This is a genomic window from Salmonella sp. 3C, assembly GCF_025426275.1.
GTDB lineage: Bacteria > Pseudomonadota > Gammaproteobacteria > Enterobacterales > Enterobacteriaceae > Salmonella > Salmonella enterica.
This window is the reverse complement of record NZ_CP104858.1, coordinates 322,279-335,118: the sequence shown is the minus strand read 5'-3', so window position 1 is coordinate 335,118 and position 12,840 is coordinate 322,279. Positions and strand designations below refer to the sequence as shown.

The following is a 12,840-nucleotide window of genomic DNA, read 5'->3' as shown; positions in this document are numbered from 1 at the left end:
GTTCTACGCAATCCGTTGCTGGCAACTTATGGCCGCTGACGTTTCGCTCGTCATTAAACATTATGCCGCGAAAGGAAGATTTGAACCAAATCATAAAATCGATTCAGCTAACGCTTTTCCTGTAACGATTAATTTCGCGCATCAAAATAATTAGTCTGGTTAAATACCAGTTCCGGCAGGGTGAATCAATGCCAGGTGAGGTGAAAGTTTGAAGCAGGCCACAAAAAAGCACCCAAAAAGGTGCTTTTTTACGCGTTTTTAACATGCTGGCATCACTGTTGCAGTTCTTTCTCAGTAAAGAGATCGGCGAACAACGCGGTGCTCAGATAACGCTCACCTGATGAAGGTAGGATAACCACAATATTCTTATTGGTAAAGCTTTCATCTTCCTGCAGCTTAAGCGCTGCAGCAACCGCGGCACCGGAAGAAATTCCTGCCAGAATACCTTCCTCTTCCATCAGACGGCGCGCGGTAGAAATGGCTTCTTCATTGGTGATGCCAACCACTTTATCAATCAGTTTCAGATCCAGGTTGCCCGGGATGAAGCCTGCGCCGATGCCCTGAATTTTATGCGGGCCTGGTTTGATCTCTTCACCAGCCAGCGCCTGGGCAATAACCGGGGAGTCAGTGGGTTCTACCGCAACGGTGATAAGATCGGTTTTACCCTTCGTCCCTTTGATATAACGCGTGACGCCGGTTAACGTACCGCCAGTGCCGACGCCGGAGATAAACACATCCACCTGACCATCGGTGTCTTCCCAGATTTCCGGGCCGGTGGTTTTTTCATGGATTTCCGGGTTGGCAGGGTTGCTGAACTGCTGGAGCAGGAGATATTTTTGCGGATCGCTGGCGACAATTTCTTCGGCTTTCTGAATAGCGCCTTTCATCCCTTTCGCCCCTTCGGTCAGCACCAGATTCGCGCCTAATGCTTTGAGTAGCTTGCGGCGTTCAATGCTCATGGTTTCCGGCATGGCTAGGGTGAGTTTGTAACCGCGCGCGGCGGCGACATACGCCAGCGCAATACCGGTGTTGCCGCTGGTCGGCTCCACCAGTTCCACGCCAGGTTTCAGTACGCCACGCTTTTCGGCATCCCAAATCATATTGGCGCCGATACGGCACTTGACGCTGAAGCTCGGGTTGCGCGACTCCACCTTCGCCAGAATGCGTCCATTACCGATACGGTTCAGTCGAACCAGCGGCGTATGACCGATAGTCAGCGAGTTATCTTCATAAATCTTACTCATGGCCTGTCCTTAACTGTATGAAATTGGGATACCTTCCCAGCATACCTTCCAGCCAGATATGGGGAAGTAAGGATTTCGCATATCTATATGCTGATGGGAAATAATGGTTATCAGTATGGAATAAGAGACAGCATAAGCCATCTCTTATTTATACATTTTTACGTTATTTCCATAACGCGTGCTTAGCACGCCAGCAATCAACCCACATTGCCGTCGCGCCACAGACGGCGACAGGCATAATGAAAAGGTTAAGCACCGGAATCATCGTAAAGAGGCTGGTGAGCGCGCCAAATTGCATATTCGCCACCTTCTGCGTGCGCAACGCGGCGCGCATCGTTTTAAACGGCACTTTGTGGTTATCAAACGGGTAGTCGCAATACTGGATCGCCAGCATCCAGGCGCTGAACAAAAACCACAGCACCGGCGCGATGGTTTGGCCAATGCCAGGAATAAAATAGAGAACCAGCAGCACAATAGCGCGCGGCAGATACCACGCCAGCTTTTGCCATTCACGTTTCATAATGCGCGGTACATCTTTCATGATGCCGAGTATGCCGGTATCTGGCGGCGTGGCGCCGGTTAACCGCGCCTCAAGCTGTTCGGCTAAAAGGCCGTTAAACGGCGCGGCGATCCAGTTGGCGAGGGTAGAGAAAAAATAGCCAAAGACCAGCAGAACAGAGATAACCGCAATCGGCCACAGCAGATAGCTCAGCCATTGCAGCCAGTCCGGCACATGACTCATCAACGAAGGTATCCAGGCGTCAAGCTGGGTAAACAGCCACCAAAATGCGCCGCCCATCAGCACAATGTTGACCAGCAAAGGTAAAATAACAAAGCGGCGGATTCCCGGTAGGGTGACTAACTTCCATCCTTGCGAGAAATAATAGACGCCGCTACGTGGTACGGTTGTGGATGATGAAACCATATTCAGGACATACTCCTTTTTCTTAAAGCCCTGGGTAAACGTGGGATATCTTACCCGGTTATCAGACGGTGGATAGTTCGGAAATGTTCGAAAAAACAGCAAAAAGCACATTTTCCTTCATCTTTATGCTGCGAAAGCCAACAGTACACTTGCACTTGACGTAATCGGCAAATACTCTTAGTGAGTAAATGTTTGCCGTGGTGGCAAGGTGTTAGAACAACAGAGAATATAATGATGCAGGATTTGCGTCTGATATTAATCATTGTTGGCGCGATCGCCATAATCGCTTTACTGGTACATGGTTTCTGGACCAGCCGTAAAGAACGATCTTCTATGTTCCGCGATCGTCCACTAAAACGCATGAAATCGAAACGCGACGACGACTCGTATGACGACGATGTCGAAGAAGACGAAGGCGTGGGTGAAGTTCGTGTTCACCGCGTAAATCATGTCCCCGGCCAGTCGCAGGAGCATGATGCCCCTCGTCAGTCGCCGCAACACCAGTACCAGCCGCCTTATGCGTCTGCGCAACCGCGTCCAGCGGCGCCGCCGCAGCCGCAAGCGCCGATGCAACAGCCGGTTCAGCAACCGGTCCAACCTGCGCCGCAGCCTCAGCAGGTTCAGCCATCTGCGCCGCCGGTACAGCCGCCGCAACAGCAGCCTGCACCGCCGTCGCAAGCGCCGCAGCCTGTTGCGCAGCCCGCGCCGCCGCCATCAGCGCAAACCTTCCAGCCTGCGGAACCTGTGGTTGAGGCGGAACCGGTAGTGGAAGAAGCGCCGGTTGTGGAAAAACCGCAGCGTAAAGAGGCGGTCATCATTATGAACGTCGCGGCCCATCATGGCAGCGAGCTTAATGGTGAAGTGTTACTGAACAGTATTCAGCAGTCAGGCTTTAAATTTGGCGATATGAATATTTTCCATCGTCATTTGAGCCCGGACGGCAGCGGCCCGGCCTTGTTCAGTCTCGCGAATATGGTCAATCCGGGAACGTTCGATCCTGAAATGACGGACTTCACTACGCCTGGCGTCACTATCTTTATGCAGGTACCGTCTTACGGCGATGCGCTGCAGAATTTCAAGCTGATGCTGCAATCCGCGCAGCATATCGCTGATGAGGTCGGTGGCGTCGTGCTGGATGACCAGCGTCGGATGATGACACCGCAGAAACTGCGCGAATATCAGGACCGCATCCGCGAGGTGATGGACGCTAACGCCTGAGGTTAACGCAGGTGTGACATTTTTAACGTAACCCCCGCCTGTCGGGGGTTTTTTATCATTGATGGTGTGATATGGAACCAATCGAACAACAACTGACAGAACTGCGAACCACGCTTCGCCATCATGAATATCTGTATCATGTGATGGATGCGCCAGAGATTCCCGATGCCGAATATGACCGCCTGATGCGGGAACTGCGAGAGCTGGAGGCGCAACGTCCGGACCTTATCACGCCGGATTCGCCCACGCAGCGCGTTGGCGCGGCGCCGCTGACGGCATTCAACCAGATTCGCCATGAAGTACCGATGCTGTCGCTCGATAACGTATTTGATGAAGAAAGCTTCCTGGCGTTTAACAAGCGAGTGCAGGATCGTCTAAAAAGCACGGAAAATGTCATCTGGTGCTGCGAGCTAAAACTGGATGGCCTGGCGGTCAGCATTCTGTATGAAAACGGCGTGCTGGTGAGCGCTGCGACGCGTGGCGACGGCACCACCGGTGAAGATATCACTTCAAACGTGCGCACGATTCGCGCCATTCCGTTAAAGCTGCACGGCGATAACATTCCGGCGCGTCTTGAAGTTCGCGGAGAGGTATTTTTACCGCAGGCCGGGTTTGAAAAGATCAATGAAGACGCGCGCCGCACTGGCGGCAAAGTGTTTGCTAACCCGCGTAACGCGGCGGCGGGCTCGTTGCGTCAGCTCGATCCGCGTATTACGGCGAAGCGACCGCTAACATTTTTCTGCTACGGCGTCGGTATTCTGGAAGGCGGCGAGTTGCCGGATACGCATCTGGGACGTTTGCTGCAATTTAAAGCGTGGGGGTTACCGGTCAGCGATCGCGTGACGCTGTGCGATTCTCCCCAGGCGGTACTGGATTTTTATCGCAACGTCGAAAAAGATCGCCCCACGCTCGGTTTTGATATCGACGGCGTGGTGATTAAGGTCAACTCGCTGGTTTTGCAGGAACAGCTGGGCTTTGTGGCCCGCGCGCCGCGCTGGGCGGTGGCGTTTAAATTTCCTGCTCAGGAGCAGATGACTTTTGTGCGCGATGTTGAGTTTCAGGTCGGGCGCACTGGGGCGATTACGCCGGTGGCGCGTCTGGAACCGGTTCAGGTGGCTGGTGTGCTGGTCAGCAATGCCACGTTGCATAATGCCGATGAAATTGAGCGACTTGGCTTGCGTATTGGCGATAAGGTGGTTATCCGTCGGGCAGGCGATGTGATCCCTCAGGTGGTCAACGTGGTTCTGTCCGAACGCCCTGAAGAGACGCGTCCGATTGTGTTTCCAACGCACTGTCCGGTGTGCGGATCGGACGTAGAGCGCGTTGAAGGCGAAGCCGTTACCCGTTGTACCGGCGGGCTGATTTGCGGCGCGCAGCGTAAAGAGTCGCTGAAACATTTTGTGTCGCGCCGGGCGATGGATGTAGACGGGATGGGCGATAAGATCATCGACCAACTGGTGGAAAGGGAGTATGTCCATACGCCAGCGGATCTGTTCCGTCTGACGGCGGGTAAACTGACCGGCCTGGACCGAATGGGGCCAAAGTCCGCGCAAAATGTTGTAAACGCGCTGGAAAAAGCCAAAGCGACGACTTTTGCGCGTTTTCTCTATGCGCTGGGCATCCGTGAAGTGGGTGAAGCGACGGCGGCGGGGCTGGCGGCTTATTTCGGCACGCTGGAGGCGCTGCAGACCGCTACCATTGACGAGTTGCAGAAAGTACCCGACGTGGGGATTGTGGTCGCTACGCACGTCTTTAACTTTTTTGCCGAAGAGAGCAATCGTGACGTGATTGGGCAGCTACTGGCGGAAGGGGTTCACTGGCCCGCGCCGGTAGTCATTAATGTGCAAGAGATCGATAGCCCGTTTGCCGGTAAAACCGTGGTACTAACCGGTAGCCTGAGCCAGATGTCCCGCGATGACGCTAAAGCGCGTTTAGCGGCGCTGGGCGCGAAAGTGGCAGGCAGCGTATCGAAGAAAACCGATCTGGTGATTGCCGGTGAAGCGGCGGGCTCCAAACTGGCCAAAGCGCAGGAACTGGGTATTACCGTGATTGATGAAGCGGAAATGATCCGCTTACTGGGTGCCTGAGATGGAAAAAGAGCAGCTGGTTGAAATCGCCAACACCGTGATGCCCTTTGGCAAATATCAGGGACGTCGATTGATCGACCTTCCGGAAGAGTATTTGCTGTGGTTTGCCCGTAAAGATCAATTTCCGGCGGGTAAACTGGGGGAGTTGATGCAAATCACGCTGCTGATTAAAACCGAGGGGCTGACGCAACTGGTACAGCCCCTGAAACGCCCGCTTTAAGCTTTCGCGGCGCGGCTTTCCTGCTGCGCCTGTAACTTCTCGGTCTGGCGTTTGTAGCGCCGCGCCAGCCCTGCGCAGACCATCAGTTGGATCTGGTGGAAGATCATCAGCGGTAATACCATCATACCCAGCACTGACGTCGGAAACAGAATATTGGCCATCGGGATCCCGTTGGCCAGGCTTTTTTTCGAACCGCAGAAGACAATAGTGATTTCGTCGGCTTTATTGAAGCCGCATTTACGGGCGACAAAGACGTTAATGGCTATGACGATCGCCAGCAGTATGAGGCTGACCACGACGATAAACAGCAGCGATCCCCAGCCGACTTTGTGCCAGATGCCGTTGACCACCGCTTCGCTGAACGCCGAGTAGACCACCAACAGAATAGAGGTCTGATCCGTTTTCGCGATCCACTTTTTGTTGCGCGCGACCCAATTGCCGATCCACGGGCGAGACAGGTGTCCCAGCACAAAAGGCAGCAGCAGTTGCAGCATAATTTTGCCCACCTCTTCCAGACTGCCCTGCGCGCCATGAATATTCATTACCAGACCGACCAGCAGCGGCGACAGGAAAATGCCCAGCAGACTGGACGCAGACGCTGAGCACACCGCGGCCGCGACGTTACCGCCCGCGAGTGAAGTAAATGCAATCGCCGACTGCACGGTGGCGGGCAAAATGCACAGATACAGAAAGCCGCTGTAGAGCATAGGGTCTACATTGACAGGCGCCCACCAGGCAAACAATACGCCGAGGACAGGAAAGAGCACAAAAGTGCTACACATGACCCACAGATGCAACCGCCAGTGGCTGCCGCCAGCGATGATCGCTTCACGCGAAAGCTTCGCGCCATGCATAAAAAACAGCAGAGCGATGGCCGCTGTCGTAATGCCTTCAACGACAGGCACAAAGCCGCCTTCCGCCGGGAAAAAAGAGGCCAGTAGTACCACGGTGATAAGTGTCAGCGTGAAAGGGTCAAGGATACGAAAAAGTTTCATAAAAACTCCTGAAAGTCGGTGCAGCTATTTTGCGTTTTTCGCTTTGAGAAATAAAATTGATTTATTGCATCTATATATGAATCTAGTCGATGAACTATTCACTGCGTCAACTGCGTATTTTTATTACCGTCGCCCAGGCCAAAAGTTTCAGTCGGGCAGGGGACAGGATTGGACTGAGCCAGTCTGCGGTCAGTCATAGCGTAAAAGAGCTGGAGCGGCAAACCGGCGTCAGACTGCTGGATCGCACCACGCGTGAGGTGGTGCTGACCGAGGCGGGGCAACAACTGGCGACGCGTCTGGAGCGGGTGCTTGATGAACTGAACAGCATACTGCGCGATGCAGGCAGAGTAGGGACACAATTAACCGGCACCGTGCGCGTTGCCGCGAGCCAAACCATTTCTGCGCATCTTATTCCGCAATGCATTGCCCAAAGTAATTCACTTTATCCCGCTATTGATTTTGTATTGCACGATCGTCCGCAGCAGTGGGTGCTGGAGAGCATCCGCCAGGGTGAAGTGGATTTTGGCATCGTTATCGATCCCGGCGCAGCGGTGGATTTACAGTGTGAAGCCATCTTATCAGAGCCTTTTTTACTGTTGTGTCGCCAGGATCATCCGCTGGCGCATCAGGAATGGGTAAGCTGGCAGGATCTTAAACAGGCCTCGCTGGTCTTACAGGATTATGCTTCCGGCAGTCGACCGCTGATTGATGCGGCGCTGGCCCATTTTGCTATTGAGGCGGATATCGTGCAGGAGATTGGTCACCCGGCCACGCTGTTTCCAATGGTGGAAGCGGGAATCGGCATCAGCGTGCTGCCCGCGCTGGCGTTACCGCTCCCGCAGGGCAGCCACTTACAGGTTAAACGGCTGACGCCCGTAGTTGAAAGGCAGCTCATGCTGGCGCGGCGAAAAAACCGATCGCTCTCCACGGCGGCGCAGGCGTTGTGGGACGTGGTGCGTACTCAGGCCAGCGAATTAACCGCCGCGAGGGCGAAAGATCCGCTGTATCAGCTATAAATATCTATCTGTCCGTGTGTGAGGTGCGGTCTTGCCCTGCCATTTTTGACAGGGCAGTGTGTTAAAACAGGTATTTGATGGAATAAATAATGCCATCCTGCAGGAAGGATTCTCCTAACTTATTATCAGCGTAACGATATTGTACTCCTGCGGTCAGGTGAGGAGTCGCATTCCACCACAGCGCTACTGCGCCATTAATGCCATCTTTCCCGCCATTGCCCGCAGCGTAGGACGCATCGCGGTCAAACTCATACTCATTCCAGTTCGTTACGCTGAATTTCTCACTACCCAACGAGAAGCTATAGCCGGCCACCCAACCTAATACATAACCATTATCGCCTGTGTAGTAGGTCTGATCGGTATAACGTTTGGCAAAGAAGGGTTTAAACCAGTAACCGTTACCCGTGAAGTTATAGCCTAAACCATAGAGAAACATGTCATCATGGAAATTAGCGCGATGAGGTGAACCGTACGTCCCGTAGGTATGGAGATAGAGGTTTAATCCTGTATCGCCCAGATAAATACGGTTGGTATTTTTAAAGGTGTAACGCTGTTCGCTGCCTGGTTTAGCGTGGCGGCCATTGTAAAAATTTTCCCAGTCGAAGAACCCGTACATTTCTCCCCAGCTAAAATTCGCTCCGCCTTCCAGTTCCAGGTACCCAAAATCATCTTTATGGGATTTTTTACTGGTTTTTTCCGTGGTGTCTGATGTCCAGTCGAGGTAATGGAGGCCGATATCGGCGAACCCGCCTTTAAATTCCGCATGGGTGAGTGCGGGAATAATGAGTAAAGAAGAAAGCGTCAGAGTAAGAATTTTTTTCATAGCATATTTCCCTATGCCGATAATTATTAATGGGTTAATTAAAAAGAGGCAATTTATAAATATGAAAGCGGCATATTGTTAATATGAATTGCAAGCAAAAACCAATACTGTTTTCCCTCTGTATTAATACAGAAGCGATCTAAATCTATCGATATTAAATGGCTATTGATGACACGTGAAAAGTGTATTGGTCAGCAAGGGGCGATGGTCGTTATAAAAAGGAGTCAAATTAAATCCGATAGAACAAGGAAACTTATGCCTCACGCTCTTTTTTCTCATAATCCTGAGTATTGTGTTGATATTGTTCATGCACATAAACCGGCATTTACCCCGCGAGTTGCGTTTATTTTAGGCTCCGGGTTGGGTGCTCTGGCGGACCAAATCGAAGATGCGGTAGCCATTTCTTACGAGAAATTGCCGGGATTTCCCGTCAGCACCGTACACGGCCATGCTGGTGAACTGGTGCTCGGCCATCTGGCGGGTGTTCCGGTGGCCTGTATGAAAGGTCGCGGACATTTTTATGAAGGGCGTGGAATGGCGGTGATGACCGATGCCATTCGCACGTTGAAATTACTGGGCTGTGAAGTGTTGTTCTGCACCAATGCGGCAGGATCTCTGCGTCCGGAAGTGGGGCCGGGTAGCCTGGTTGCGCTTAGCGATCACATTAATACGATGCCCGGTACGCCGATGGTGGGGCCAAACGATGATCGTTATGGCGATCGCTTCTTCTCGCTGGCTAATGCTTATGACGCAGATTATCGCGCCATGCTTCAGTCCGTTGCGGCAGAGGAGGGATTCCCCCTCACTGAAGGCGTATTTGTTTCTTATCCGGGTCCGAACTTCGAAACGGCGGCAGAAATCCGCATGATGCAGATTATTGGCGGCGATGTGGTCGGAATGTCCGTTGTCCCTGAGGTGATTAGCGCACGTCATTGTGGCCTCAAAGTTGTTGCCGTCTCAGCGATCACCAATCTGGCGGAAGGGCTGGGCGATGTAAAACTCTCCCATGCGCAAACGCTGGCGGCGGCTGAACTTTCCCGGCAGAACTTTATAAATCTGATTTGCGGCTTTTTACGTAAGCTGGCCTAAACACAATGACTACGGCCCCGTATTGGGGCTTTATCTCACGGCAAGGAATAAAAAATGGGTATTACGTCCCGCTTAAAAGTCATGTCGTTCTTGCAATATTTTATCTGGGGGAGCTGGCTGGTTACCCTGGGCTCTTACATGATCAACACTCTGGATTTTACCGGCGCGAATGTCGGTATGGTCTACAGCTCAAAAGGACTGGCAGCGATTATCATGCCGGGCATTATGGGGATCATTGCTGATAAATGGCTGCGCGCTGAGCGAGCCTATATGCTTTGCCATCTGGTTTGCGCGGGGGCGTTATTGTACGCCACCACCGTTACCGATCCCCAGACGATGTTCTGGGTGATGTTGGTTAATGCGATGGCGTATATGCCAACGATTGCATTATCCAATAGCGTTTCGTACTCCTGTCTGGCGAAAGCAGGTCAGGATCCGGTAACGTCATTTCCGCCCGTGCGCGTTTTCGGCACAATAGGTTTTATTGTTGCGATGTGGACGGTGAGCCTGATAGGGCTGGAACTGAGCAGTGCGCAATTATACATCGCTTCTGGCGCATCGTTATTGCTGGCCCTGTATGCGCTGACGTTACCGAAAATTCCGGTAGCCGAGAAGAAGGCGAACACCACGCTTGTCAGTAAGCTCGGACTGGATGCTTTTGTTCTGTTTAAAAATCCACGCATGGCAATCTTCTTTTTGTTTGCGATGATGTTGGGGGCGGTGCTGCAAATTACCAATGTCTTCGGTAATCCATTCCTGCATGATTTTGCCCGTAATCCTGAGTTTGCCGACAGCTTTGTGGTGAGGTATCCCTCTATCTTGCTTTCAGTTTCGCAGATGGCGGAAGTGGGCTTTATCCTCACCATTCCGTTTTTCCTTAAACGCTTTGGTATTAAAACAGTAATGCTGATGAGCATGCTGGCGTGGACGCTGCGTTTCGGCTTCTTTGCCTTTGGCGATCCATCCCCGTTTGGCTTTGTGCTACTGCTGCTGTCGATGATTGTTTATGGCTGCGCATTTGATTTCTTCAACATCTCAGGGTCAGTATTTGTAGAGCAGGAGGTGGACTCAAGTATTCGCGCCAGCGCGCAGGGGCTATTTATGACCATGGTTAACGGCGTGGGGGCGTGGATTGGGTCTCTTTTAAGCGGTATGGCCGTGGATTATTTTTCTATTGATGGTGTAAAAGATTGGCAAACCATTTGGCTGGTTTTTGCCGCCTACGCTCTGGCATTGGCCGTTATTTTTGCATTGTTCTTTAAATATCAGCACCATCCAGAAAAACTGTCGACCAAATCATTAGCGCATTAATTTTATTTGACTGGCGAGAGGATGTTCGCCAGTCCATTTTTATGAACAAGGACACAGTATGAAAGAAATTATTCTCTCCTCCGGTATTGGATTTGGTATTGGCGCATTTTTTACTTTATGCCGTATACCTATTCCCGCACCAAATGTTTTACCCGGGGTATTATCTATTGTATTTATGTATATTGGGTATCTTGTCGTTAAATCTATTTTTTACTAGGTAATATGGTAAATTCCAGACGTTATCCCTTATTCCTGGAGTGCGATAGTGATGGAACGAGCCCATCGTATTGATCTAAAGCTATTACGTTATTTCCTCGCTGTTGCAGAAGAATTGCATTTTGGCCGGGCTGCTGCCCGGTTAAATATGTCACAACCTCCCTTGAGTATCCATATCAAAGAACTTGAACAGCAACTGGGTACATTGCTGTTTATCCGTCATTCCCGCAGCGTTGCATTAACCCATGCCGGGAAAGTTTTGATGGAAGAGTCACGTCGCTTGTTAGCCAATGCAAATCAGGCGCTGGCGCGAGTGGAGCAGATTGGTCGCGGTGAAGCGGGGCGCATTGAACTGGGTGTGGTTGGTACGGCGCTGTGGGGAAGAATGCGTCCTGCGATGCGTCACTTTTTGAAAGCGAATCCCAATGTTGAAGTACTTTTTCGCGAAAAGTCTCCAGGTATGCAAATGGCGTTGTTAGAGCGTCGGGAACTTGATGCAGGGATCTGGCGTATGGCTATCGAACCAGCAGTCGGTTTTACCAGCATACGTTTGCATGAATCTGCATTCATGGTTGCAGTTCCGGAAGATCACGATCTGGCATCCAGAGATTCTGTGCCGTTGGCGGCGTTGCGCAATGAATATTTTGTTACGTTGCCTTCCGTACATTCTGATTGGGGATTTTTACAACGTGTATGCCAACAGGCGGGTTTCTCGCCAATGATTATTCGGGAAGTGGTTGAGCCGCAAACGGTGTTGGCGATGATCAGTATGGGGATCGGGATTACGTTGATGGCTGATGGCTATGCGCAAATGAGCTGGCCGGGTGTGGTGTTCCGTCCGTTAGAGGAACGTATTCCGGCGGATTTGTATATTGTGTATGACCAGCAGCAGGCAACGCCAGCGCTGGAGAAACTGGTGGCGGCGTTGACGGTATGATGTCTGTGCCGGATGGCGACTAACGTCTTATCCGGCCTACGTGTGCGGTGCTGTCTGTGCCGGATGGCGACTAACGTCTTATCCGGCCTACGCGTGCGGTGTCGTCTGTACCGGATGGCGATTAACGTCTTATCCGGCCTACGTGTGCGGTGTCGTCTGTAGGCCTGATAAGCGCAGCGCATCAGGCAAGACCCGAACCTGCGACAGGTTCGAATCTTCCATATCGCAGATAGCAAAAAGGCGCCTTTAGGGCGCCTTTTTACATTGGTGGGTCGTGCAGGATTCGAACCTGCGACCAATTGATTAAAAGTCAACTGCTCTACCAACTGAGCTAACGACCCGAAGTGGTGGGTGATGACGGTATCGAACCGCCGACCCCCTCCTTGTAAGGGAGGTGCTCTCCCAGCTGAGCTAATCACCCACTTCGGTACTTCACAATAAGAAATTTAGCTGGCGAGAAAGTGGTGGGTGATGACGGGATCGAACCGCCGACCCCCTCCTTGTAAGGGAGGTGCTCTCCCAGCTGAGCTAATCACCCACTTCTCAATTTCTTATCTACACGGCGGAGACTACATAAAGTAGTTGGTGGGTGATGACGGGATCGAACCGCCGACCCCCTCCTTGTAAGGGAGGTGCTCTCCCAGCTGAGCTAATCACCCCCGCTGTGTGGAGTCGCATTATAGGGAGAGTTGAAAATGAGTCAACGCATTTTCTAAAGTTTTTGTTTGTTCGTCGTAAAATTAAACAAAACGATCGTGA

12 protein-coding genes and 4 tRNA genes are annotated in these 12,840 nt (G+C 51.9%); 8 read left to right on the top strand and 8 right to left on the bottom strand.

Annotation, left to right across the window (positions count from 1 at the left end; translation table 11 throughout):
• Positions 1-272: 272 nt before the first annotated feature.
• The gene (gene cysK / locus N7E69_RS01570) at positions 273-1,244 is read right to left on the bottom strand and encodes a cysteine synthase A (RefSeq protein ID WP_000036902.1); all 972 of its coding nucleotides are present in this window, start codon (positions 1,242-1,244) and stop codon (positions 273-275) included.
• A 163-nt stretch (positions 1,245-1,407) separates the two neighbouring features.
• On the bottom strand, positions 1,408-2,169 hold the full coding sequence (cysZ, locus tag N7E69_RS01565) for a sulfate transporter CysZ (protein WP_000255008.1): 762 nt from the start codon (positions 2,167-2,169) through the stop codon (positions 1,408-1,410).
• 231 nt (positions 2,170-2,400) lie between these two features.
• Here cysZ and zipA point away from each other — a divergent pair, with 231 nt between their 5' ends.
• The 3 genes from zipA to N7E69_RS01550 all read left to right on the top strand — a co-directional run bounded on the left by zipA (position 2,401) and on the right by N7E69_RS01550 (position 5,694).
• Entirely contained in the window at positions 2,401-3,387 is a 987-nt protein-coding gene (gene zipA, locus N7E69_RS01560; RefSeq protein ID WP_001752361.1) for a cell division protein ZipA, read from the top strand.
• 71 nt (positions 3,388-3,458) lie between these two features.
• Positions 3,459-5,474, top strand: coding sequence for an NAD-dependent DNA ligase LigA (gene ligA / locus N7E69_RS01555; protein WP_000433289.1), 2,016 nt, complete (start codon positions 3,459-3,461; stop codon positions 5,472-5,474).
• 1 nt (position 5,475) lies between these two features.
• Complete coding sequence (locus tag N7E69_RS01550; RefSeq protein WP_001519708.1) at positions 5,476-5,694, top strand: DUF3820 family protein; 219 nt, start codon at positions 5,476-5,478, stop codon at positions 5,692-5,694.
• Here the strand turns inward: N7E69_RS01550 and N7E69_RS01545 are convergent.
• Positions 5,691-6,689, bottom strand: coding sequence for a bile acid:sodium symporter family protein (locus tag N7E69_RS01545; RefSeq protein ID WP_000765569.1), 999 nt, complete (start codon positions 6,687-6,689; stop codon positions 5,691-5,693). The two genes, N7E69_RS01550 and N7E69_RS01545, sit on opposite strands and share 4 nt — an antisense overlap.
• An 89-nt stretch (positions 6,690-6,778) precedes the next feature.
• Between N7E69_RS01545 and N7E69_RS01540 the strand changes: the two genes are divergently transcribed.
• Positions 6,779-7,705, top strand: coding sequence for a LysR family transcriptional regulator (locus N7E69_RS01540; RefSeq protein WP_001109831.1), 927 nt, complete (start codon positions 6,779-6,781; stop codon positions 7,703-7,705).
• 61 nt (positions 7,706-7,766) lie between these two features.
• Here the strand turns inward: N7E69_RS01540 and N7E69_RS01535 are convergent, their stop codons facing one another.
• On the bottom strand, positions 7,767-8,528 hold the full coding sequence (locus N7E69_RS01535) for an outer membrane protein OmpK (protein ID WP_000722929.1): 762 nt from the start codon (positions 8,526-8,528) through the stop codon (positions 7,767-7,769).
• 255 nt (positions 8,529-8,783) lie between these two features.
• On the opposite strand from N7E69_RS01535, the gene xapA reads away from it, so the two are divergent.
• From xapA to N7E69_RS01515, 4 genes are read left to right on the top strand one after another with little or no spacing between them, the layout of a single operon-like run.
• Positions 8,784-9,617 (top strand): xanthosine phosphorylase, encoded by an 834-nt coding sequence (gene xapA, locus N7E69_RS01530; RefSeq protein WP_001119760.1) that lies wholly within the window; start codon positions 8,784-8,786, stop codon positions 9,615-9,617.
• A gap of 54 nt (positions 9,618-9,671) precedes the next feature.
• Positions 9,672-10,928 carry a nucleoside permease gene (locus tag N7E69_RS01525; protein ID WP_000513237.1) on the top strand — a complete coding sequence of 419 codons (1,257 nt, stop codon included), beginning with the start codon at positions 9,672-9,674 and terminating at the stop codon, positions 10,926-10,928.
• 58 nt (positions 10,929-10,986) lie between these two features.
• Entirely contained in the window at positions 10,987-11,145 is a 159-nt protein-coding gene (locus N7E69_RS01520; protein WP_000658727.1) for a XapX domain-containing protein, read from the top strand.
• A 51-nt stretch (positions 11,146-11,196) separates the two neighbouring features.
• Positions 11,197-12,081: a LysR family transcriptional regulator gene (locus N7E69_RS01515; RefSeq protein WP_000438884.1), complete on the top strand. Its 885-nt coding sequence runs from the start codon at positions 11,197-11,199 to the stop codon at positions 12,079-12,081.
• A gap of 265 nt (positions 12,082-12,346) precedes the next feature.
• On the opposite strand, the gene N7E69_RS01510 is transcribed toward N7E69_RS01515, so the two are convergent.
• From N7E69_RS01510 to N7E69_RS01495, 4 genes are all read right to left on the bottom strand, one after another.
• Positions 12,347-12,422: transfer RNA gene (locus tag N7E69_RS01510), tRNA-Lys, on the bottom strand.
• Between the two features lie 4 nt (positions 12,423-12,426).
• Positions 12,427-12,502, bottom strand: a tRNA-Val gene (locus N7E69_RS01505).
• A 41-nt stretch (positions 12,503-12,543) separates the two neighbouring features.
• Positions 12,544-12,619: transfer RNA gene (locus tag N7E69_RS01500), tRNA-Val, on the bottom strand.
• Positions 12,620-12,664: 45 nt separating this feature from the next.
• Positions 12,665-12,740: transfer RNA gene (locus tag N7E69_RS01495), tRNA-Val, on the bottom strand.
• Positions 12,741-12,840: the final 100 nt, after the last annotated feature.